This window comes from Chloroflexus sp. (assembly GCF_056331925.1).
Map to the genome: position 1 here is coordinate 82,244 of NZ_JBWGQH010000003.1, position 22,806 is coordinate 105,049.

Annotated in this window: 19 protein-coding genes; 18 read left to right on the forward strand and 1 reads right to left on the reverse strand. The window is 55.0% G+C overall.

Annotated elements, in window-relative coordinates; translation table 11 throughout:
* Positions 1-79 precede the first annotated feature (79 nt).
* The 12 genes from AC01ZF_RS02615 to AC01ZF_RS02670 all read left to right on the forward strand — a co-directional run bounded on the left by AC01ZF_RS02615 (position 80) and on the right by AC01ZF_RS02670 (position 15,780).
* On the forward strand, positions 80-1,375 hold the full coding sequence (locus tag AC01ZF_RS02615) for a vanadium-dependent haloperoxidase (protein WP_424676595.1): 1,296 nt from the start codon (positions 80-82) through the stop codon (positions 1,373-1,375).
* A gap of 20 nt (positions 1,376-1,395) precedes the next feature.
* Complete coding sequence (locus AC01ZF_RS02620; protein WP_424676596.1) at positions 1,396-2,454, forward strand: hypothetical protein; 1,059 nt, start codon at positions 1,396-1,398, stop codon at positions 2,452-2,454.
* Positions 2,455-2,550: 96 nt separating this feature from the next.
* A complete protein-coding gene (locus tag AC01ZF_RS02625) occupies positions 2,551-7,110 on the forward strand; it encodes an SdrD B-like domain-containing protein (RefSeq protein WP_428112664.1) in 4,560 nt (1,519 codons plus the stop codon).
* A gap of 92 nt (positions 7,111-7,202) precedes the next feature.
* Positions 7,203-7,604: a TadE family protein gene (locus tag AC01ZF_RS02630; protein WP_424676598.1), complete on the forward strand. Its 402-nt coding sequence runs from the start codon at positions 7,203-7,205 to the stop codon at positions 7,602-7,604.
* A 9-nt stretch (positions 7,605-7,613) separates the two neighbouring features.
* Entirely contained in the window at positions 7,614-8,126 is a 513-nt protein-coding gene (locus tag AC01ZF_RS02635) for a TadE/TadG family type IV pilus assembly protein (RefSeq protein WP_424676599.1), read from the forward strand.
* A 22-nt stretch (positions 8,127-8,148) separates the two neighbouring features.
* The gene (locus AC01ZF_RS02640; protein WP_424676600.1) at positions 8,149-8,955 is read left to right on the forward strand and encodes an SAF domain-containing protein; all 807 of its coding nucleotides are present in this window, start codon (positions 8,149-8,151) and stop codon (positions 8,953-8,955) included.
* A gap of 74 nt (positions 8,956-9,029) precedes the next feature.
* The gene (locus AC01ZF_RS02645) at positions 9,030-10,238 is read left to right on the forward strand and encodes an ATPase, T2SS/T4P/T4SS family (RefSeq protein ID WP_476575092.1); all 1,209 of its coding nucleotides are present in this window, start codon (positions 9,030-9,032) and stop codon (positions 10,236-10,238) included.
* A gap of 57 nt (positions 10,239-10,295) precedes the next feature.
* Positions 10,296-11,555: a ParA family protein gene (locus AC01ZF_RS02650; protein ID WP_424676602.1), complete on the forward strand. Its 1,260-nt coding sequence runs from the start codon at positions 10,296-10,298 to the stop codon at positions 11,553-11,555.
* A 14-nt stretch (positions 11,556-11,569) separates the two neighbouring features.
* Complete coding sequence (locus AC01ZF_RS02655) at positions 11,570-13,552, forward strand: ATPase, T2SS/T4P/T4SS family (RefSeq protein WP_476575093.1); 1,983 nt, start codon at positions 11,570-11,572, stop codon at positions 13,550-13,552.
* Positions 13,553-13,573: 21 nt separating this feature from the next.
* Entirely contained in the window at positions 13,574-14,500 is a 927-nt protein-coding gene (locus AC01ZF_RS02660; RefSeq protein ID WP_476575094.1) for a hypothetical protein, read from the forward strand.
* A gap of 30 nt (positions 14,501-14,530) precedes the next feature.
* On the forward strand, positions 14,531-15,286 hold the full coding sequence (locus AC01ZF_RS02665) for a hypothetical protein (RefSeq protein ID WP_476575095.1): 756 nt from the start codon (positions 14,531-14,533) through the stop codon (positions 15,284-15,286).
* Between the two features lie 65 nt (positions 15,287-15,351).
* Positions 15,352-15,780, forward strand: coding sequence for a hypothetical protein (locus AC01ZF_RS02670; RefSeq protein ID WP_476575096.1), 429 nt, complete (start codon positions 15,352-15,354; stop codon positions 15,778-15,780).
* A gap of 15 nt (positions 15,781-15,795) precedes the next feature.
* On the opposite strand, the gene AC01ZF_RS02675 is transcribed toward AC01ZF_RS02670, so the two are convergent.
* Positions 15,796-17,028 carry a cysteine desulfurase-like protein gene (locus tag AC01ZF_RS02675; RefSeq protein WP_424677124.1) on the reverse strand — a complete coding sequence of 411 codons (1,233 nt, stop codon included), beginning with the start codon at positions 17,026-17,028 and terminating at the stop codon, positions 15,796-15,798.
* Between the two features lie 202 nt (positions 17,029-17,230).
* Here AC01ZF_RS02675 and AC01ZF_RS02680 point away from each other — a divergent pair, with 202 nt between their 5' ends.
* The 6 genes from AC01ZF_RS02680 to AC01ZF_RS02705 all read left to right on the forward strand — a co-directional run bounded on the left by AC01ZF_RS02680 (position 17,231) and on the right by AC01ZF_RS02705 (position 22,725).
* Complete coding sequence (locus tag AC01ZF_RS02680; RefSeq protein WP_424677125.1) at positions 17,231-17,488, forward strand: FmdB family zinc ribbon protein; 258 nt, start codon at positions 17,231-17,233, stop codon at positions 17,486-17,488.
* 182 nt (positions 17,489-17,670) lie between these two features.
* Complete coding sequence (gene epsC / locus AC01ZF_RS02685; protein WP_424677126.1) at positions 17,671-18,441, forward strand: serine O-acetyltransferase EpsC; 771 nt, start codon at positions 17,671-17,673, stop codon at positions 18,439-18,441.
* Positions 18,442-18,468: 27 nt separating this feature from the next.
* Entirely contained in the window at positions 18,469-19,887 is a 1,419-nt protein-coding gene (cysS, locus tag AC01ZF_RS02690; RefSeq protein WP_424677127.1) for a cysteine--tRNA ligase, read from the forward strand.
* A gap of 6 nt (positions 19,888-19,893) precedes the next feature.
* Positions 19,894-20,877 carry a 50S ribosomal protein L11 methyltransferase gene (locus tag AC01ZF_RS02695; protein WP_424677128.1) on the forward strand — a complete coding sequence of 328 codons (984 nt, stop codon included), beginning with the start codon at positions 19,894-19,896 and terminating at the stop codon, positions 20,875-20,877.
* Between the two features lie 49 nt (positions 20,878-20,926).
* Positions 20,927-21,964 (forward strand): type I phosphomannose isomerase catalytic subunit, encoded by a 1,038-nt coding sequence (locus AC01ZF_RS02700; protein ID WP_424677129.1) that lies wholly within the window; start codon positions 20,927-20,929, stop codon positions 21,962-21,964.
* 5 nt (positions 21,965-21,969) lie between these two features.
* Positions 21,970-22,725 (forward strand): 16S rRNA (uracil(1498)-N(3))-methyltransferase, encoded by a 756-nt coding sequence (locus AC01ZF_RS02705; protein ID WP_424677130.1) that lies wholly within the window; start codon positions 21,970-21,972, stop codon positions 22,723-22,725.
* Positions 22,726-22,806 lie beyond the last annotated feature (81 nt).

Sequence of the window (22,806 nt, forward strand, 5' to 3'; positions counted from 1 at the left end):
TACGCAATTTTCCGCGCATCTTTTTGTCATCTCGTGCGGTTTATATATGAGCACACGTTTTGAACCGCCGAGGTGTTCCATGCGTCTTGTGAACTTGCTCCTTCTCCTCGTTATGCTCACCGCTTGTTCGGCACCACTGACGAATGCGCCGGCGCTGCCTTTACCCGGTGCAACACCGATGCACGATAGGCCACCACAGGGGAAATTAACGAGTCCACTGATCCCACGTCTCTGGCTCGTCACCGATCCGTCGGCAGTACTGTTGACCGCACGGGCTAACAGCGTTAGCCCTGAACCGCCGACGGAGCCATTTCGAGGACTAGCCGTGACATCTTCGGCCGAATGGCTAAAGAAACTACTAGCGTTGATTGCCCAGGATGGTGTGACGCCCAATCGGGCTGCTCGCGAATTAATGTTGGTATCGGTTGCTTTGAACGATGCCATGATCATCGGGCAAGAGGCCGGTACCGTCGAACCGGTCGATCAACCGGCGCTGCTCGCCGGTGCTGCTTGGTCTGTCTTGCGCTACCTTCATCCGCAGCACAGCGATCTGATCGACCAGTACGTGCAAGAGGCACGTTGGCAGAGTTTATGGTTACGCGATCCGGCTTCGCCAGAGCGACTCGAATACAGTTTTCAAATCGGGCGTGTTGTGGGTGATGAGATCGTAGCGTGGGCCAAGCAGGATGGTAGTGACGCTTTTGTCGAGGTGTTATTACCGATGACGGGTGGCTGGCAGACGGATAAATTGCCACTTGATCCGCATTGGGGTGCGGTGAAAACGGTAGCTTTGCCTGCCGGCGATACCATCATCCTTCCGCCGCCACCAGCGTGGGATAGCGATCAGATGGAGGAGGAGCGTAAGGTTTTTTACAGCGCCCAACAGGCGATTACCGATAAGCATCGGGAATTGGCCTGGCATTGGCATGCAGACATTGGCACGGTCACCCCTGCTGGGATCTGGTTTAAGACGGCAATTACAACAGCTCTTCTGAGTAATCTCGATCAGATGCAGATAACGTCGTTATTCGCTCATCTGGGGGTAGCAATGCATGACACGACGGTAGCGTGTTGGAACAACAAGTATCGCTACGGTTTTATTCGTCCAGAGCAATGGATGGCAACGCTCGATCCTTCGTGGCAACCAGAGCTACCGACACCACCGCATCCCTCGTATCCGTCAGGTCATGCTTCTGTAAGTTCGGCAGCCGCGTCTATCCTGATCGCTGCCTTTCCGCAACATCGTGAGGTGTTTGCCCAATTTGCCGACGATGCGACGCGCTCGCGGATTGTTGGTGGTGTGCATTGGGTGATAGATGGATCGCAAGGAATGGCATTAGGACGTGATGTGGTTAATTATGTGCTCACCCGCTAACATTTGAGAGGAGTTGAACAATGAGGCTTCGTCGGCAGATTGTATTCATTGTACTGGTTGGCTTGCTCGGGTCTGTTAGCTTAATTCCACATCGGGTCGTTGCTCAATCCTCTACTCTGGGACCATTGATGTATCTTAGCAATTACATAGACCGGTTTGGTGAAGTGTTGGTTGACTTTGCCAATCTTCCGCCAACGACACAAGAATTACGTTGGCGTTGGAATGAACGACCAACTGATGACGATGCGTGGGAAGAGTTACCGGTTGGGAACGGTTTTGCACATCAATATGTATCACCACCACCAGATACCGGCAACCCCTTATGTCAGCACCACACATTCTATGCTGAGTTACGCAAGCAGGATGGGAGTACGTTTGTGTTGAGTTCGCCGTTCGCGATCGATCGGTCGGTTGACGTAGAGGTTGATCTCTTATGGTCATCGCGTGCGATGGTTGGTTATACCAATGGAGATACCATTAAGATCAAGGTACTCGACGATCAAGAATGTACCGGTATTATGTCGGCGGGTATAACCAGTGATATGGTGGTGGGTTATAATATTCCCCTTACTGATGAATACTATACGTACAGGCTACCTTTCAACGAAGGACCAATAACGATCTATTTTGAATTTGTTGACAGAGCAAATAATCTTGAGTTCCGTCAAATTGAGATCATTCGCGACACTACACCACCCATAATATCCGCAATTGCAGCAACGATTGCGCCAGCCGATCAAGGTCATCAGTTGACCATTACCGGGCAATTTACCGATACCTATGCTCAACTCCCGTGGGCGATTGAATGGCAATTTATCGATCACACAGGAGTGTCAATCGGCGATCCGGTGTTCCATATCCTGCGCGAAAGTGAAGTGCTATTACCGGAAACAGTGCGTCTTGCCACCGCTGCAACGCCGTTCCAAATCACTATCGGCGTTGAAACTATCCCCACTCAAGCTGCTGGTATCAGTTTTAAGCTCTTCGATCGGGCCGGTAATGGTCAAACCAGCGAACCGATGATGTTTACTACCCCGCCGACGGTACACACCGTGTACGTACCTCTTGTCGGTCGTTAATTCCGCTCGTTTGTGCAAACTGAATGTACTCACCGGTGACACCGATTGGTGTCGCCTTGGGTGAGTGCATGCATCGAACTACCATAAGGAGCTGCTATGACTGCTCTTACTCGCTGCCACCGATCTGTATACCGATGTATCAGTTGGATACTTGTTATTATCTTCGCGATCATACCGTTGCTGACATTACCGGTATCTGTTGAAGCCCAAACCGATGGTCGTGGTTTTGCGAGTGCCGTTGCGTGTTTGAACGGAGATGTAGCCATTGCTACCACCTGTTTCGCCGACACGATCTTTGCACCGGTGCCGGCTAGCGATCCGGCCCTTGTGCGCGTGACGCTCAGTGGTGCTAAACAACCGCTCGCGTCGATTGGGACGAGACAGGGTGGTTATGGTCAGCGAATAGCGCGCCATAGTGGTATTGGTTCGGTATACGGCTTAGCTTATGACGATGGCTCCATCAGTGGCGTTCGGCGGTTATTTGCTGCCGCGTTTACCCGACGCTTTACCAGTTTTGGTCCTTTGGGTGTTGGGGGAGTATATGAGTATCGGTTTGATGATGGGCAGTGGTATGAGTCGTTTACCGTACCAAATACAGGTCGTGATCGTCCGAGCGGCGATCAGAATGATATGGCAATTCTAGAGGATGTTGGAAAAACCGGTCTCGGCGATATGGAAATTAGTCCTGATGGGACTACATTGTACATTATGAATCTCGCTACTCGTCAGATTGAGCGCTACGATGTTACTCAACCTACTCCACAACGCCTTGAACCATTATCGATCAAGTATTCAATGATCACATCAAATCGGCAAACGTTAAACAATTTACGTCCCTTTGCCCTAGAATTTGCTCCTACACCTGATTCGGCTACCGGTAATCCGCGCTTATTTATCGGTATCACCGATACGGCTTCACCAAACGGAGAACCAAATGCGTATGTCTTAGAATGGATCGTTCATACAGACAATTGGCAACGTGTGATCGCACAACCACTTATAACTTCTATTTTTAACGAGCGATTCCACAATTCAACGTATCTCTGGGCGATTCAGATAAGGAAAGCGAAAGAAAACATTACTGGATGGAATGCATGGAATGAACAACTTGAGAAACTTCAAATCTATAATCCTTCACGCGCTATTTTTCATGCGCAGCCTTTTCTGACCGATATTGAATTTAGCCCTAATGGGCAGGAATTACGACTGGGATTGCGTGATCGGGTTGGTGATCTTACCTTCTTCGGGCCACCACCGACAGGTCACTATACGGCGATTGCACAAGGTGACACACTTAATTATCGGTTTGTCAACGGGTATTGGCAACTTGAACAATTGAATAGTCTGCGGAAAGATCAAGTAAATATTAATGATCCACAGCAGTTGTATATTGCTCATCGTGCCGACTGGCTGAATGACCATCTCCACAGCTATCCTGGTGATCGTCCAGCCCATGTCGAAAATCATATGGGTAGCATATTGGCCATCCCCTCCCCCAGTGGCTACGAACAGATTGTGGTTACTTCGCTACTAGGGAGTAATTCGTCAGGGCTGATGGCCTATCGAAGGGATCAACCACATCCCTTCCGTGCAATTACCCTTATTCCGCCCGGTAGTAACAAATCAACGGCATTAGGTGATCTTGAACTACTCTGCACATACGCCTTTATCAGCGGTCAACTTTGGCATGATGTCAACGGTAATGGCATTCGAGAAGCTACTGAGCCGCCACTCAACAGTGTAACACTGCAGGTGATGGCACCCGATCAATCAACTCCATTGGGTGAAGTAGTAACCGATAACAGTGGAAGCTATACCATTGCTGTGCCGCCTAACCGTGCATTGCATGTACGAGTCGCGCCTGCCGAATTTGCTCCCGGTCGCTCGTTGGCCGGTATGGTCTATGCACCGGTGAATGTCGGTGGAGATGATACACGCGATAGTGATGCACATCCGACCTTTGGAGTGGTTGAGTTTGCCGGACGGCATACCGGTAATGGGGTAACCGGTACTGCTTTGCCATTACCGCTGCGGGAAGAACTGATTCGTAACGTTGATATTGGTTTAACACGCCGGTTCCAACCTGCCGTGATCGGTGATCGAGTGTGGCTAGATCAGAATCAGAACGGTCTGCAAGACAATAATGAAGCCGGTGTTGCCGGTGTGTCATTGCGGCTCGAACGATTACCCGGCTCGGCTCCACAAGTCACTTCCTATCCGCGAACGACATTTAGCGATGTTCAAGGATACTACTCGTTTGCTGGTCTCGAACCAGGAAGCTACCGGGTGTTTGTGACCTTGCCTGATGGTCACGCTTTTGCGCCTCTAGCCATCGGTGGTGATCCGCAGCGGGATAGTGATATTGATGCACGAACGAACTTTAGTTCAGTGATCTTGCTGGGACATGGGGAGGTGCGTACTGAGATCGATGTTGGCTTGGTCCGATTGCAAACACAAATGGATCTGAGCATCGATTTGCGTGCTCCCACCATAGCGGTAGTTGGTGATGAACTTCAGTACACGATGACCTATCGCCATACCGGTGATCGTGTCGCCAATAATGTCGTTATTCAGCTCGAGATGCCTGTTGGGACAACGTTACTCAACGCCGATCAACCGCCGACCCGTCAAGATGGTCCACGGCTCATCTGGCAGTTGCCACGTCTAAGCCAAGGTTCCACCGGTACGATAAACATTCGTGTGCGCGCACCGACCAATATTGGTAATAATCTTGTTCAAACGGTAACGGCGATTGCGACGATTAGTGCTACACCTGCCGACGATAACCCTACCAACAACCGCGCGCAGCGGATAACTCAGTTGACGCGGGCGGAAGTGGGTGTGAGCAAAAGTGCGCCGGCGGTGGTACTGAGTGGTGATGAGTTGCTCTACACCCTACGTGTGGTTAATCGTGGTAGTGCGGTCGCAAACAATGTGGTTGTTACCGATCCGTTACCACCGCAAGTTGATTTTGTCAGCTTCTTGCAGGCACCGGCCGGATCATGTCGCTACGAAGGTATTCAGCGAACGGTACGCTGTACCCTTGCCGGCCTTAGTCCCAATCAGGAAGTGACCGTTAGTATTCTCACACGACCCCGACCGAACGCCGCCGATCGGCTTGATAATCGAGTGACGGTCACAACCACGACTGCGGGTGATGTACCGCTTGATAACGTCGCTACCACGAGAACGGTGCATGTTCGGCCTGATCTGGCCGTGAGTGTGGCCTTCACGCCAATACCGGCTGCTGCCGGTGAGGCAAACAGTTTGCTCGTGAGCTACCGAAACAACGGTAGCGGTATGGCACGGGCAACGGTACTAACCGTTGATCTACCGACAGCAATCACTCTCACTACTATACCGTCGGTTTGTCAGCGTAATGTCCAACAACTTGTGTGTGCGCTTGGCGATGTTGCGCCGGCGACGAGTGGTGAGCTGCGGATCGGTTTTATCTTACCGGTGACGATTGCTCTTGATCACTTGACAGCACAAGCGGTGATTGTTACTGCTACACCTGAATTGAGCACCGCGCAAGGTGATAATACCGCCAATGCTACCGTTGCCATCGTTCGGCCCAACCCGTTTGTCCTATTGCATGGCCCGGCAAGTATTGTCGGACAAGGTAGTGTTTTTGCCTACACTATCGATTATGGTAATCGCTACCATCGCCGGCCAACCCAGACCCGTGCTGCTGCCGATACGGTTCTCGAACTAGAATTGCCGGCTGATGTCCAATTCGTCGGTGCAAGCCTTTCCCCCTCGACGCGCAACGGTCAGCGGCTTCGTTGGAATCTCGGTACGCTGAACGCGCAAACCGCCGGACGAATTGAGGTAGTCGTCCAGACAAACGTTCCTGCCGGTACGGTATTGCCGGCGACAGCGCGGATTTCGACGGTAACTCCGGCAGATGATCCGGTCGATAACGTGGCGACGCTAACCGTCTCTGTGGTACCGCCACCGTCAACGATCGGTCGCGCTACCGGCGAATTACAGGTAGCGATCCGCTCGACTCTCGATCCGGCGATGCACGATGCGAACCAAACGAACGGTGTCTACCTTTCGGAAGGCGCTGCCATTACGTGGCCTGCCGGCGAGGTGCTCGATCTGACTCCCCAATTAGCAACCGTGACCTTTGCCGATGAGCCATTGCCGTGGCCGTATGCCTATCAGGTGCGGGTAGTGGGTTGGAGTTTGGCAACAATCGAAGTAGGAAAGCAACGGTTCGACCCTCGTGCGGCTGATAGCCGTGGGGTTGCCGGATGTCGCGAAGGGATACGTCCGACACTAAAGCCCCAACTCCTTACTGGATGCATCTATGGCTATCTCGGCGGACGGAGCCGTGACCAATTGCGTGCTATCGTCTTGCGTGAACATGATCTCAACGATCAGGTCCATCTTTATTGGGGACGACCGCCGACGCCGGCAATGCGCTCTGACGTCTACCTCTACACAACTGACGTGCTCGATCAGGTGCGGCTCACGATCCAGCTCGAACTCGAGGTACAGATTGTGAATCAGGCGCCGGGCAGTATTGGTGGGATACCACTGCCGCCGGTACCGGTCGTGCCATTACCCGATCCGGCTCGCCAACTGATCACCGAGCAGGTCAATATTACGCTCCTTGCGCCTCGTTCGCTCGTGGCACCCGGTAATTAACGTCAACTGGTGGGATTTATGCCAAGCCATCAGAGCCGTTCACCGCCATCGTCCATGCGTTATTCGGTTGATGCTTGGAAAGGAGTTTCTTCATGCGAAAACAAGGTCAAACGCTTATTGAGATGGCGCTTGCGTTACCGATTTTGCTCACACTCGTGGTTGGTCTCTTTAGTGTCGGTCAGCTTCTCCTTACACACTATGCCGTTAATCAAGCGGCGCGAGCGGCAGCACATCAAGCTGCATTGACCGGTGGTGACCGTACCGCAACCGAGACTGCCGCTCGGCAAGCACTTGCCGGAAGTGTGTGGGTAACGCCGTCAAACAGCGAAGTAGTCATAGCGTGCCCTCGTCGTCCATGTCGGCGTTATGACCCGATCACCGTTGAAGTACGGTATCGAGCAGCATTGTGGATACCAACTACCCTTTTACCGTTCGGGGATGAGCTTGTCGTGCGGGCCAGTGCTACTCGTGCTGCCGAGCGCGATCAACAGTAGGAGCTGTCGATGGTGTACCGCGTTAGTGGTCAGGCCTTGCCACTGGTAGCGTTGATGCTGCCGATACTCACCCTCTTCGTGTTAGTGGTGATCGAGCTTGCCAATCTCTGGCTCACCGTTGCCAAACTCGAAGACGCACTGCAACAGGCTACTCGTTCGGCAGTACAACAGATCGATTATGCCGTTTTAGCGCGGAATGGTCAGGCTCTGCGTGGCAATCGGGTATGTCAGTCCGTAACGATCCGGTCGCCTGGCCAATGTTCTGCTCTTGTGCAAGTAGCACACCAATTCTTGCTCGTGAATTTGCAGCAAGCTCATCTCGGTGGAGTTGATCCGGTCGTTTTGGCAGCCAATACACGCTGGACGGTTCTGCCACAGGGAGGCGTGTGTGGTTCGATTAGTACCACCACACCATTGCTTTGCGCAGAGGTGCAACCGGTATTGCGTGGATTGTTTGGGTTAGGCGAAGTCCGACCACGTATTCGTGCGGCAGATACGGTTGACCGGTTGGAACGACCATAACTGTAGCGAAAGGAGAGTTTGTATGTCGGCCCTTGGCACGCTCAATCAGGCCCTCACCCGTCGGCGTAGTAATCCACTACCGGCTATTCTGATCGGTCTAGGCTTAATCGTGACAGCGGTATTTACGGTGATTGCCTTTCTTGAGGCCGGTCAAAGCGAACCGGTGGTGATACTCGCCCGTGATGTTCCATATGGTCGTCAACTCAGTGCTGATGATCTGACAGTGGTATTACTGCCGCGTCATCGTCCGGTGCAATTGACCGGTATTGCTTCGCCGGCGCAGGTTATCGGCCAGTATGCTGCCCGTAATCTTTCGGCCAATGATTTGCTTCAGCCGTCAATGGTGACGGCGCAATCTCCGGCTCAGCCGGTCTATCCCAACGGTGAAACCTTAACACCGGGAATGGTACCGGTACCGTTCAGCACTGAAACTATCGGCCCACTGACCCACCATGACCGGGTGAACATCGGGTTCAACGATCCGAGTGGCGCCGCAGATGTTTGTGATCAGGCACGTAGTGTTGCCGAGGGGCGGACACCGACAGTGCTACCGCCGGATACACCACTACAGCCTCGTCCGTATGCATGTCGGTTGTTGAGCGGTGCGCGTGTTCTCTACGTTGATAGTGAAGCGCAGGTGGCGTATCTCGAACTCACACCTTACCAATCGCACGCGATCTGGGCCTTGCAGGCTGCCGGTTTGCCGATGTGGGGTGAGCGTTACAGCAGCGATGCACCGATCTTGCCTGCTCTAGAACGGCTCGACATCGGCCAGCTTACGGTTGAGGAATTGACCGCACCGGTTAAGCCGATCACCGGTGATGAGTAATCATAACCATACAAATCGGCGGAAGTGGTTGCGACCGGCTTCCGCCACATACCACATCTCGAAAGGAGAACAGCGTGCAAACCTTATGGGACACTGGAGCGCAACCGGTGAATCACTCACCGACCACCGGTGCGGCTATCACGGAAGAATTGCGGATACTGCTGCGCAGTGGTCGCTTACGAGATTTCTGGCACTTACCACCTGATGAGGCGTTCGCTCGGCTCGGATTCGATGACTCGGTACCATGGCGCGATGTGGCATGGTACGGTCCTATCGAGATTTGGCGTGATCCTGAGCATGCGGTGTCAGACATTCTGTTTAACGGTCCGTCTGATTCGCCCTTTTTTGTGGTGCAGCGCGGCATGATGGTCAATACCGGTGTAATTGTCCACCCGGATTGGATCGATTGGACGCAACGTCAGTTGGTGCTACGTAATCACGGTGTGATCGGTGATACCCCACTGTCAGCATTTGTCCAAGGCGTTGTTGACAGGTTGCGCTACGCCATAACGAACCGAAGCGCTTCCCCATCTGGGCCGAGTCTGGCAATTCGCCTACTGCCCGAACGGTGGGCAACACTCGACGATCTCGTGCAGAGCAACGTCATTAGTCGGGAAGCCGGTGAACTCTTATTGGCGGCCCTTAACGGTGGTGCGTCAGTGCTGATTGCCGGTCCGACCGGTAGTGGGAAGACAACACTAGCCGCCGCGTTGACCCAGGCGATTGGTACACGCATGCGCTTGGTCGTTATTGAAGATGGTGGTGAGCTGCCCCATAGCGTCAATAGTTTACATATTGAAGCACCGGCTGAAACCGGCGGTTTTAGCCGTGCTGTGACCTTTGCCCTTCGCCAAAAGCCGAATTACATCATCGTCGGCGAGGTACGAGGGGGCGAGGCAATGGCGATGTTACAAGCGGCTGCAACCGGTCATCCCGGTTTAGGCACCATCCATGCGGCGACGGTACAAGGAGCGTTACGGAACCTCGAGCGGATGGCACTGATCGGCTTGGCCCATGAGACAACCGGTGCTGGGCAAGCAGCAGCTCAGATCGTGCGCGGCTTGATCACCTCTGATGTCGTGAACCTGTTGGTAGTCCAGATCGGACGTGCTCCGAATGGGAAGCGTGGTGTGATGACCATCGAAGAGGTGTTGCCCCAAGGCTCACAAGGTCAGAGTGGTGATCCTTTTCCAACAAACCCGCTTTTTCGCTATGAACGGACGAGTGAACGGTTGGTGAGGGCTGGTTATGTCAATGCAGGGTGGGGATTGGGTCGGATGTGAAGTGTGCTTCGTGTTCGTGGAACGACTGCGTGCTATGGCCGATAACGGAGTGATGTTATGGAACTCATTATTTTTAGCGCTATTGAGGGTCTCCAGAGTGAAGTCGAGCAATTGCGCGATGTAGCCGTTCTCGCACCATCGCGTATTGATCAGGTACAACGGTTATTGACTGGATCGCGTCCGCCCGATGCAATTTACCTTGACGATAGTCGTGGTACTCCATTGGCCGATCTGTGGGATCTGACGGCCCGTGCTCAGCAGGTAGGGGCAAAGGTGCTGCTGGGGTTGGCCGGTCCCGCCCGATCGGCTCTGCCTGATGCCTTAGCCGCAGGTTTGGCTGCCACGAGTGAGCGTAATCCGGTGGCACTGGCCGATTGGATTGGAGGTCAGCTTGGGCGACGGCGTGGGAGCAGTGTCCAACGTTTGCCAGTGATTGCCATCGGTGCGGCCAAAGGTGGGATTGGCAAGACCTTTGCCACATGCGTGTTGGCCGAGGGGTTGCGGCGACGTGGACTGGATGTGTTGGTATGGGACAGTGATATTTCAAATCCCGGCTTAGTCCCGGCGTTTCGGGTTCCGGCCAGTGCTCCGTCATATCTCCATCTCGTGCAACGTGGGCCGGCGCATTGGTATCCGAGCGGTATTCAGCCTTTCATCTTTCAGCCTGAGCATACTCGTGCCACTAACCAGGGTTGGGGGCGGATCGATCTGCTGATCGGTTCGCATGCCGTAGCTCGCGCCGAGAACGATTTGCGTTTGCCCGATTGGCAAGGGTTGTATCAGGGGATTATTGCTCTTGAAGGGTACGATGTCGTGTTAATCGACACACCGCCCGATTACTTGCGCCGACCTTATGCAACTCACGTTTTGCAGGCAGGTGGCAATGTGGTGTTACCCACGCCGCCCGGTGCTCGTGAGCGGATGGGAGTTGGGCATATGCTCGACCACTTTACCGAATTGGCTCCTGACCGTCTCGAACGCTGTGCGTTGCTCTTTATGGAACCTGAGCGTGGTGTCACCGTGACCGTCAGTATGGTCGCCGATCTGTTTGCACGGCGTTATCCACGGCTGAGTAATCTTGGCGTACTGCCGCGCGAACCGCGTCTCGCCAGTCTTGCTGACGAACACGATCGCTACGTCTCAATGCTCGATCTCGGGCCGTACAGCCGTTTTACGCAAGCCACCCATCGGGTGGTTGAAGTGCTCTGCGCGCATGCTGGTCTACAACCGCGCCTACCTATGCCGAAGACAGGATGGTGGGGGCGTTTGAGCGAGCAGATGTTTGGTCAGCGCATACCGGCTCCAGCAGTGTCGTAGCCAAGGAGGACATCATGCATCCCGCTTACCGACCATTAACGGTACTCGAAGAGGGTGGATTGGCCGATTTGATCCCACAGCAATCGGCAACCAACGATCCGGCAGCAACCGTATTACAGGCAGCGCGTGACTTGCTACTGACCGAGTTAAGTGCTGAACTACTCAATCCGGTTGCACCTTCTGCAGAACGAGATCCGGAAGTACTGCGCGTATTACGCTCGGCGATTGGCGCGCATACCGAACGTGGTGGGCCATTAGCCGGTTTTCCTACAGATGATGCCAGTCTGTTACGCCTTTTTCACGACACAATTGGCTGGGGACCGGCCCAACCTTATCTCGATGATGAGCGGATCCAAGAAGTAAAAATTATCGGTGACCGAATCATGGTGCAGGAGGACGGGGCCGATTTTACGCTTGCCCCTGAGCGTTTCAGTTCACCGCGGCAAGCGTTAGATAGAGCACTTGTTTTAGCATCGCGATTGGCAGTACCACTCGACCGTAGCCGACCGCAAGATACCCTGCCACTAGCCCATGGTACGCGCATGCATGTGACGATCCCGCCTTGTACACCTGATGATACTGCACTGATCTGTATTCGGCGTGGTCGACGCACTGCTTGGACACTCGCCGATTTTCTTCGGCGCGGGGCGTGCGATGAGACGCTCTACGCAGTATTGCACCTCCTCGTGCGCGCACGTTGTTCGTTCCTCATTGCCGGCGAAACCGGTTGCGGCAAGACGGCATTGCTCGAGGCAATTGTTAATTCGTGGCCGGGTGAACCACACGTAATAACGATTGAAGATAACACCTTGGAGATCAATGTCCGTCACGCTGCATGGACTCGTGAATTGGTTCAGACCAGTCTTGATCCACAAGCCTTTGGGCGCGCAGCGCGCGAAGTCTTACGGCAGACACCATCGCTAGTTGCACCCGGTGAAACTCGTGCTGCCGAGGCTGGGGCGATACTGGCAGTGGCAGTGAGTGGCCATGCCGTAGTGACGACGATCCATGCGCGGAATACAGTGCGCGCCGTCAGTCGGTTGGCCGATTGTGCGGCCATGCCGGGCGCATATCTTTACGAAGGGCGGCGAACCAATGCACTGGAAGATATTTGCGATAACTTTCAGGTCGTCATCCATCTCGCTCGTACCGCTGGTCGACGGTACATCAACGAGATAGCGCTGCTCGATGGCTGTGAAGAGACGGCAAGTGGGTTGCGACCAACGTTAATTCGGTTAGCCTGGGCAGAACCGGTTGCCGAGGGGATACGATGGCATTGTAGTGCTCAGGTGCATGATGATCGACTGGTATGGGAAGAGGCCGATCGGACGCCGGAAACGCTGTTGCAGCGCTTTGCATTGCTCAAACTCACCGAACGTCCTCGGGCAGTGGCGAGTAGTCGTGCCGTGGTCGATGATGCGCTGGCGCAAGCCGCCTTAGCCCGCCAAGCCGGTGCATCTGAACGGGCGTTGGCAATCTTACGTCGGGCATGGAGTGAGCGCCAGGATGAGCGTTTGGTTCAGGCGGCACGGCATGTGTTGGCTGTAGAACCGGCCCTTGCTCAGGCTCCGGCTGTAGCGGGGCGTACTGCGTATGAACAGATCAGTACGGCGTTAGCTGACCGACGTTGGCATGTTGCCGAAGCAGTGTATACCGAACTGAGCGCCGATCTTGACCGTTATGCTGCCTTTTCACCGCCCGGTGGCTGGCCAATGCTAGCGGCTGCTATTACTGCCGGCCAGCAAGCCGATCAAGCAGCCCTCAATGATATTAAGCGGGCCAAACAGGCATTGGCACAAGGCCGTCCCCGTGATGCACTGGATCTGATTGCGAAACTTGAACCGGCCCGTCTCAGCGATGAAACGGCGTTGGTGTTGTTGCGTACTCGCTACACTGCGCTCAATGCCCTCGTCGCAACCGGTGAAGTCGGCGACGCTGCTTTGATCCCGGTAGTTGCCGCGTTACGTATGCGAGAAGCGGCCCAAACTCATGGATAAGCGTGGAGAAAGGATTATAGCATGCCACCTGTCGAAACATTGACCCATCCTGAAACGGCATGGCTCTTACGGATGGCACCGGCTCTGCTCGCTGCCCTCATCGCGACAACGGCGATCTTCATCTTGCGCCAACCGTTGGCCCAAATGATGACCCGTTTGTCTCAGCGTCGCATCGATCCGACCCTCGATCCAGTATTGATTTGGCGTCCTGTCTTATTGTCAACCAATACGGCACTGCTGATGGTCGGTGGTGTGGCAACCCTCGTCAGCGCTGTACTCGGTTTCATTGGCTCGCTATGGCTGGCATTAGCCTTAGCACCGGTGGCCGCTGTCTTAGCGACTCGAGTCGGGTTTGCTTTGGTAGCCCATCGTTATAACCGACAACTCGAACGAGAACTAACCCCAGCCATTGGCCGGCTAAGCGCACTGCTTAGCGGTGGGTTAGGCTTGCGTACCGCATTTGACCGCTTACTTGCCGATATGCCGTCCGGTCCGTTGCGCGACGAATGGAGTTGGCTGATCAGACAGCAGGGTGCGCCGTTGGCCGATGGGAGTATTGCTACCTTGCGTCAAGTGATCACCGCCTTAGCCGGGCAAACCTTATCAGTACGTCATGCCATTCTGCTGAACCATCTCGCTGTAGCTGCTGATCAACCGCAAGACTTGCAAGCACGCCGTTGTACGGCTGCTTACGCTGCCCTGCAAGCTTCTGAACGGCGGCGCGAAGAGGCCTTGACCGAACTGGCGCAAATGCGCTATAGCGGGTTGGCTGTTGGGGGCGCCGGTGTGCTGATGGCTGTATATTTGGGGGCGACGCAGTGGGAGCGGGTACGAGTTGCCTATAGCACTCCGATAGGGATGGTATTTGCCGTAATCGTTAGTTTGGCGCTGGCAGCCCCTATTATCGGCGGGATTTGGTTGTCACGGGTTGAGGATGTCGAGTATTAGCCGCAATGATCCAGCGAAAGGTTCCTACGTATGTCACATTTGCTTACGACGCCGGTTGCTCCGGCGCTACTAGCCGCCTTATGGGGCACCCTATTGGCCGTGCTTGGAATTGTGCTGCGTCGCCATCCACTCTTTGTCGTGTCGCTAGCTGAACGCCAACGCTTCATAGTCGGTCAAGCTGGTGGCATAGCGCTCGCCCTGCTTTGCGCCGGAGCAGCGCTGAGCGGAGGCCCGCTCTGGCTCGGATTGGCGTTAGCTGCCTATCTTGGACTAGGTCTGGTTTGGCCGCGTCAACCACGCCGTACCCGCGAACGAATGGAGCGCGAGCTACGCCGCCTCACCCCGGGTTTGATCGGCTTCATTCGGGTCGCATTGGGCAGCTTTGAAGCACCGAGTATACTGTTGCGCCGCTACTGTATGCAGGCTGTACCACGTCAAGCGCCCATGCGCGAGGTCGTGGTTGCAGCATTAGCCCTCAGTGAAGAGCAGCGTATGCGTCCCTTTGCTGCACTTGCCGAAGTGTCCCGTCGCTCCCGTTGTCGTGAATTGATCGACGCCACTGCCGCACTTGCTCAAGCCGAAGCGGAAGGAACACCCGTTGAGATGGTGTTGGCTGCCCAACAACAAACCCTCGAAACCTTGTTGCAAGGCGAGTTTCGGCGGCTTATCCGTCGGCGTACCGTCTATTTACTCTTACTGACCGCTTTGAGTTTAGTCTTTGGTATCTTGCTCAACCTCCTCTTCGTCATGGTGATTGGGAGCGAGGTGTTCTCATGGGGGACGTAGCCCATCAATGGTATCGAGCAGGTGATGTCGGTGGAACAAAACGATGAGCTACGATAGAGATTCAGTTGACTCCATACCCTATCGATGGCGATGCCGGATGCTCACTGACGCGGTGCCTCGGTAAGTGTTTTCTGAGTGGTGCGGAAGGGTTCGGTGCCATTACAGGCCGGTGGGCCGGTGGGACGGCGTGGCGCCACTACAGGCCGGTGGGCTGGGGGCGGTGTGGCGCCACTACAGGCCGGTGGGCTGGGGGCGGCGTGGCACAGCTACAGGCCGGTGGGCTGGGGGCGGTGTGGCACAGCTACAGGCCGGTGGGCTGGGGGCGGCGTGGTGCTGCGGTAGGACGGCGAATCGGTGGCGGTGGTACGACCGGACATTACTACTGTGCGGTCGGTGTCAGTACGTGTATTCGGCTGGTACCGGTGCTCAATGGTCGCAACAAACTTCTCGCCTTGTCGACGTGGATATGCCGACAAGGCGAGCATAGGCAATGACCGCATTGTTTGCGGTTAACGGGTTGCTAGCTTGCGCAATGTGGTGAGGAAGAAATCAACCTCGTCGGCTGTATTGTAGTGGACCAAACCGACTCGCACCATGCCGCCAAGTGGTTCGACACCGAGCCGTTCACTAAGGCTGAGCGCATAGTAATTCCCATCCCAGACAAAGATACCGTGCTCGGCTAATTGCCCGGCTACTGCACGTGGTGCCAGATGCGCGAGTCGGAATGATACCGTTGGTGTGCGCCATGTGAATCGCTCAGGCTCGCGAATGCCATAGAAGGTCAGGCCGGGGATCTTCAGCAAACCATCAATCAACTGGACGGCAAGTGAACGTTCGTAGGCGACGATCCGCTCCATTGCTGTTACCAGTGCTGTACGACGATCAGGAGCGGGTTGCCCTAAGCTCGCCAGATACTCCACGGCAGCCGTCACACCGGCTAACCCTTCGTGGTTCTGCGTCCCGGTCATCCAGCGTCCGGGTACCGTATCGTCGGCCGGACGAACTTTGTAAGGCTTTAACCGTTGCAGATGCTCACGTTTACCGTACATTGCCCCAACGTGTGGGCCGAAAAACTTGTAGACACTACACGCCAGGAAATCGCAATCGAGAGCTTTGACATCAATGCAGCCATGCGGTGCATAATGCACCGCATCGACAAATACCAATGCACCCACCTGATGTGCCCAATCCACGACCTGTCGTACATCATTGATCGTGCCAACTGCGTTCGAGGCATACCCAACTGCCACCAGTTTGGTACGCGGCCCGATCTTCGCTGCCATATCGTCCATATCGAGCGTACAGTCTATGGGATCGATATCGACTTCGCGAATGACGACGCCACGCTCGCTCAGGGCATGCCATGGTGCAACGTTCGCATCGTGGTCAAGGCGAGTCACAATAATCTCGTCGCCGGCTTGCAATTCGCGCCCGATAGCACGACTGAGGGCAAACGTCAGGGAAGTCATATTTTGGCCGAAAAAAATCTCATCAGGTTCACAGCCGAGCAGATCGGCCATTGCGGCATGGGCGGCAGCAATCGTTGCGTCGGTACGTCGGCTCGTCGCGAAGGCACCATGCGAATTGGCATTATCGTGGGCGAGATAGTGGCTCATCGCATCAATGACCATCTGCGGCACCTGCGTGCCGCCGGGGCCATCGAAGAAGATGGCCGGTCTGCCGGCAACCTCTTGGGCTAATGCCGGAAAGAGAGGGCGAATAGTCGTTGGATCGAAGGTCATAACGATCTCCATAGGCAAATGGCTGTTTTGTCAAATGATACCAGATTGTGGAGGAGCGACGAGCATTTGCCTCATCGAACCAGGCAGACGTGGCGCACAATGCGTTCTAACACTCTTCTTATTGCGGATTATGGCGCTCTGGGGTACAATACACAGCGTGATACATCAACTAAAAGCATCCCATGGAGGTAGGAAGCGCGCTATGCCAACCTATGTGTATGCCTGTGACGCTTGTGGCAAGCAGTTTGAAAAGTTCCAGAGCTTCAAAGACGAGCCACTGACCGTCTGTCTGTGTGGTCAGGAAGGTCGAGTACGTCGGGTGATTCAGCCCGCCGGTATCGTCTTTAAGGGGTCAGGATGGTATATAACTGATAGCCGTGGTACCAGCGGTGGCTCGGTAACGGGTAGTGATAAGAGCAAGGGTGACGCGAGTGACAAGACCGATTCTAGCGAAGACTAATCGATTGGCCTCCCTGCTCCTTCCCTTCCCCGGGTGCTCCTGTCGCTAGGGGCGCCGCCCCACTCGGTGGCGCCCCAGCGCCTGGCTCTGCCGGGTTCGCGCATCGTTGCGCGCCTCCGGCGTTCTCCTCCTCCGCCCTTTTGTGATATGTAACATGTATTATTATTCGCCGGAGCAATCCGATGCGTATTTCACATGCGCTCTGTGTGTTGCGCGACGATATTCGCGCCATTTTTCGCAATGACCCTGCGGCCCGTAATCTGGCTGAGGTCTTGCTCTACCCCGGTTTGCACGCGATTATCCTTCATCGTTTTGCCCATGCCCTGTATCGACGGAAGGTTCCATTTATCCCACGTCTGATCTCACAGATCAGTCGCTTTCTTACCGGGATCGAAATCCATCCCGGTGCTCGTATTGGCCGAGGCTTTTTTATCGATCATGGGATGGGTGTGGTTATCGGTGAGACGGCGGAAATCGGCGATTGGGTGATGCTCTATCAAGGGGTAACACTCGGTGGTACCGGAAAACAGACCGGCAAGCGCCATCCGACGGTCGAAGATGAAGTAGTCATCGGTGTTGGTGCTATCGTTCTCGGTGCAATTACTATCGGGCGTGGCGCTCGAATCGGTGGCGGCGCGGTGGTTGTGAAAGACGTGCCTCCCCACTCTACCGCCGTCGGTGTACCGGCTCGTATCGTTGCCCGCCGCGATCCGATTACCGGCGTTTCGCGGCGGGTCGAGCAGTTGCCCGATCCCGAAGGTGAGATGTTGCGCAGTCTGCACGATAAGGTGCTCGAACTTGAGGCACGTCTGATCGAACTCGAAGCCGTTTCTCACGTGCATCGTAAAGACTTCCACTTCAAACACAATGAGCTGCCCGAACAGCTCTGGCAGACGTTGCTGGATGAGTCGGCATCGGTGGAAGAAGAGTATAATCAGGGTGCGGGTATATAGGCTGCAATGTGATGATAGCGAGTTGGTATGACGATTCACCTCTACAATACTTTGACCCGTCGGCTTGAACCGTTAGAGACCATTGAGCCTGGTGTTGTCCGTATGTACGTCTGTGGGGTGACACCCTATGACGAAGCTCACATCGGGCATGCGATGTCGGCGATTGTGTTTGACATGATCCGGCGCTATCTTGAATTTCGTGGTTATCAGGTGCGCCATATCGTCAATTTTACCGACATCGATGATAAAGTGATCGCCCGCGCGCAAGCAATGGAACAAGATCCGCTCGCACTCTCCGGGCAATATGCTGCCGAATTTTTGGCTCAGTTGCAGGCAATGAATGTCTTGCCGGCTACAGCCTATCCGCGTGTCTCGACGACGATGCCGAGCATTATCGCGTTTGTGCAAGGCTTGATCGAGCGTGGTTATGCGTATGTGGTTGATGGCGATGTCTATTTTCGGGTGAAGCGCGACGAAGACTACGGCAAACTCTCCGGTCGCTCGCTCGATGAGATGCTCAGCGGAACGCGCTTTGAGGTTGATCCACGTAAAGAGTCACCTGCTGATTTCGCCTTGTGGAAAGCTGCCCGGCCGGGTGAACCGGCGTGGGATAGTCCATGGGGTCCGGGACGTCCGGGTTGGCATATCGAGTGCTCGGCGATGGCGATGGAGCATCTCGGACCGCAGATTGATATTCACGGCGGCGGCACCGATCTCATCTTCCCTCATCACGAAAATGAGATTGCCCAAAGCGAAAGTTTGACCGGTCAGCCTTTTGCCCGCTATTGGGTGCATAACGGGATGTTGCAGTTGGTGAATCCACAGACCCGGCAAGTTGAAAAAATGTCGAAGTCGCTGGGGAATGTGGTGACGATTGCCGACTTTCTCAGTCGATACGATCCCGACGTGTTTCGGTTGATCGTCTTGAGTAGTTCATACCGTAGCCCGCTGACCTACAATGACGAGATTGCCGCCGATAATCAGCGCAAGCTGGAACGACTTTTATCGGCGTTGGCGCCGGCTATCGGTTCGGTGCGTGAAGGGCCGGCAGGAGCAGCGTTGCGTGAAGCAGCTACCATTGCCCGCGAACGGTTTATTACGGCAATGGATAACGACTTTAACAGCCCGGCAGCGCTCGCTGCATTGTTCGATCTGGTACGGGCGATTAATGCGGCCCGCGATGCCGGCCTTGCCGCCGAGGAGCTTGCCATTGGTCAGCAGACGCTACGTGAATTGGCTGGGGTGTTGGGGTTGCGGCTGCAACCGCGCCAACGCACACCGACCGCTGAAGTGGCACCGTTTATCGAGTTGCTGATCGAGGTGCGGGGTGAGTTACGGAAGGCCAAGCAGTATGCCCTGGCCGATTTGGTGCGTAATCGGCTGGCCGATCTTGGTGTCACTCTCGAAGATGGTCCACACGGAACGCGCTGGAAGTGGCAAGGATGAAGTGGTATGCAAACGCCAAGCACGTGGCTAGAGATTTCGATTGAAGTCGAACCGGAGGCGGTAGAGACGGTTGCTGAGATCTTAGCCCACTACGGGTACAATGGTGGTGTCGTCGTTGAACAGGGCTGGATCGCCGGTGATGAAGGGCCAGAGTTTCAATACGACCCTACCCGTCCGGTCTGGCTCCGTACCTATTTGCCGTTCGACGATCAGGTCGAAGAGACACGCCAGCGCATTGAACATGCTCTCTGGCATGTGAGCCAGATCCGACCGCTGGGACCACTTCAAACTCGTACACTGGTCGAAGAGGATTGGGCGAACGCTTGGAAACAATTTTATTCGGTGCTCCGGATCGGTGAGCGCACGGTGATCATCCCGTCGTGGTTGGAATACCAACCGCAGCCCGACGATATTGTGCTCTGGCTCGATCCGGGGATGGCCTTTGGAACTGGTTTGCATCCAACGACCAAACTCTGCTTGCAGTTACTCGAACGAATGGTGCAACCTGACCAGCACATACTGGACCTCGGTACCGGTTCGGGCATTCTCGCAATTGCTGCTGCGAAGTTGGGTGCAGGGCACGTGCTGGCCCTCGATAATGATCCAATTGCAGTACGGGTAGCGCAAGAGAATGTTGAACGCAATCAGGTGAACGCGGTGGTGCAAGTAGCCGAGGGTAGTCTTGGTGTCGGGCAGGCGATGGGGCATTGGCTGTCAGGTGATTTTGGACCGGCAGAACCGGATCCGGCGTTGCGGGTACAAACACCACAGGCCACGTTCGATCTGATTGCGGCGAATCTGATTGCGAAAGTGTTGGTAACGCTTGCCCCCGATCTGGCTGCCGCGCTGAAACCTGGGGGCTATCTCATTAGTAGTGGTATCATTGACATAAAGGAGCACGAGGTTATCGCCGCTTTCACCGCAGCTGGTCTGACCCTAGTCGAACGTCATTGTGAAGGTGAATGGGTAGCCTTGGTCCACCGACGGTAATGATGGAGACGATAGCCATTTGAACATAGACCCAAACCGATAAACCGTTATGAACCGACTGTACCCCATCCTATCCGAACCGCGATTTGTTGAACCACTCTGGGGTGGTCAACGGCTGGCCCCGTGGCTGGCATTACCACCGCCGCATCCTGAACGGCTTGGTGAGATTTGGCTGGTCTTCGACAGTAATCGGGTGACGAATGGTCCCTTTGCTGGGAAGACGATAGCTGAGGTAGTACAAGCTTACGGCGAGGCGGTGGTAGGTACCCGCTCATTTGCCCGCTACGGCGCCGATCTGCCACTGCTGGCGAAATTTATCGATGCTGCCGACCGGCTTTCGGTGCAAGTGCATCCTGATGATGAGTATGCGCATACCTTTGAAGCGCATACCGGCTTTCACGGTAAGACTGAAGCGTGGTACATTCTGGCGACTGAGCCGGGAGCAACGGTTACGCTCGGTGTTCGAGCACCGGTTGAACGAACTGCGTTGGCGGCGGCAATTGCCGATGGGACGATAGAAGATCTGTTGGCTCAGCAACCGGTGCACGCCGGTGATCTCGTTTTTGTACCGGCAGGTACTATTCACGCGATTAATGCTGGAATTATGCTATTTGAAATCCAGCAGAAATCTGATCTAACCTATCGCTTGTACGACTACAACCGACGGGATGCACGTACCGGTCAGCTTCGTGAGTTACACATTGAGCAGGCATTGGCGGTTAGCCGACTCGAGCCGGCTTCGGCTTCCTTCCTCCAACCACTACCGCTTGATGAACAGCGTGAATTGCTCGTGGCTTGCTCATCGTTTGCGCTTGAACGATGGCATGTGCGAGGTTGTCTCAGTGCTACTACCGATCCCGGCTCGCTCGAGATCTTGACGGTAATTGACGGCACGATGCAACTGGAATGGGGAAGCAAAACACTAACACTACAACGCGGTGCAGCCGTTCTATTACCGGCTACCCTAGGCGAGTACAGGGTCGAGGCCGCGCAGGGCATACTCCTGCGCTCGTATATCCCCGATCTGCCCACACTCCTTGCCACGGTCGATAATGATACCGGTGTCGCTCCCATTGTGCAATGGTGACGACAGTGGACAATCCAACGACCATTCCCAATACCCACCGCTTCTTTGTTGATCCGGTATGGTTGCGTAGTGACGAAATCTTGATTGATGATCCGTCGCTGCTGCATCAATGGACTCGTGTACTGCGCCTGACTGCCGGGGATCGAGTGTTGCTGCTTGATGGACTGGGGATGGCGGCAGTTGTGCAATTGACCGCCATCGACCGGCGACAGGCACGGGGGTATGTCCTTGCTCGTTGTCACGCCGGTGGCGAGTTGGCAGTTGCAATCGATCTCTATTTGGCGCTAATCCGGCCCGAACGGTTTGAATGGGCGTTGCAAAAGGCGGTAGAATTGGGGATACGTCGCATTATACCGGTTGTTTTTGCTCGCTCGTTACCGGGTGATCGGATTGACAAACATCGACTGGTGCGCTGGCAGCGGATCGCTACCGAGGCGGCCGAACAGGCTGGGCGGGGCCGCTTACCCGAAGTGAGCGCTCCGCAACCGTTTTCTACGGCAGTGGTTGCCGGTAGTAGTGCCGATTTGGCGTTGATGCTCGATGAACAAGCTGAACATCATTTGCGTGATATTGTAACATCGCCAACCTCGCTCCGTCGGATTGCCATCATCTCGGGCCCGGAAGGCGGTATTGATCCGCGTGAAAGACGGGCGGCCATCGATCATGGGTTTGTGGCGGTTTCGTTGGGGCCACGCATCTTACGGGCAGAAACGGCGCCGTTAACGGCGTTGGCAATGTTGCAATACGCGCTGCATCTCTAGAAAAGCGGATGGCAAGATTTCTCACTCCGCGCGAAATGACCATTGGCAAGGTTGCAATACGCGCTGCATCTCTAGAAAAGC

Excerpts from the sequence above, each read along its gene's own strand:
- AC01ZF_RS02615 (WP_424676595.1), top strand. The coding sequence starts at position 80 with ATGCGTCTTGTGAACTTGCTCCTTCTCCTCGTTATGCTCACCGCTTGT.
- AC01ZF_RS02620 (WP_424676596.1), top strand. The coding sequence starts at position 1,396 with ATGAGGCTTCGTCGGCAGATTGTATTCATTGTACTGGTTGGCTTGCTC.
- AC01ZF_RS02625 (WP_428112664.1), top strand. The coding sequence starts at position 2,551 with ATGACTGCTCTTACTCGCTGCCACCGATCTGTATACCGATGTATCAGT.
- AC01ZF_RS02630 (WP_424676598.1), top strand. The coding sequence starts at position 7,203 with ATGCGAAAACAAGGTCAAACGCTTATTGAGATGGCGCTTGCGTTACCG.
- AC01ZF_RS02635 (WP_424676599.1), top strand. The coding sequence starts at position 7,614 with ATGGTGTACCGCGTTAGTGGTCAGGCCTTGCCACTGGTAGCGTTGATG.
- AC01ZF_RS02640 (WP_424676600.1), top strand. The coding sequence starts at position 8,149 with ATGTCGGCCCTTGGCACGCTCAATCAGGCCCTCACCCGTCGGCGTAGT.
- AC01ZF_RS02650 (WP_424676602.1), top strand. The coding sequence starts at position 10,296 with ATGGAACTCATTATTTTTAGCGCTATTGAGGGTCTCCAGAGTGAAGTC.
- AC01ZF_RS02655 (WP_476575093.1), top strand. The coding sequence starts at position 11,570 with ATGCATCCCGCTTACCGACCATTAACGGTACTCGAAGAGGGTGGATTG.
- AC01ZF_RS02660 (WP_476575094.1), top strand. The coding sequence starts at position 13,574 with ATGCCACCTGTCGAAACATTGACCCATCCTGAAACGGCATGGCTCTTA.
- AC01ZF_RS02665 (WP_476575095.1), top strand. The coding sequence starts at position 14,531 with ATGTCACATTTGCTTACGACGCCGGTTGCTCCGGCGCTACTAGCCGCC.
- AC01ZF_RS02675 (WP_424677124.1), bottom strand. The coding sequence starts at position 17,028 with ATGACCTTCGATCCAACGACTATTCGCCCTCTCTTTCCGGCATTAGCC.
- AC01ZF_RS02680 (WP_424677125.1), top strand. The coding sequence starts at position 17,231 with ATGCCAACCTATGTGTATGCCTGTGACGCTTGTGGCAAGCAGTTTGAA.
- epsC (WP_424677126.1), top strand. The coding sequence starts at position 17,671 with ATGCGTATTTCACATGCGCTCTGTGTGTTGCGCGACGATATTCGCGCC.
- cysS (WP_424677127.1), top strand. The coding sequence starts at position 18,469 with ATGACGATTCACCTCTACAATACTTTGACCCGTCGGCTTGAACCGTTA.
- AC01ZF_RS02695 (WP_424677128.1), top strand. The coding sequence starts at position 19,894 with ATGCAAACGCCAAGCACGTGGCTAGAGATTTCGATTGAAGTCGAACCG.
- AC01ZF_RS02700 (WP_424677129.1), top strand. The coding sequence starts at position 20,927 with ATGAACCGACTGTACCCCATCCTATCCGAACCGCGATTTGTTGAACCA.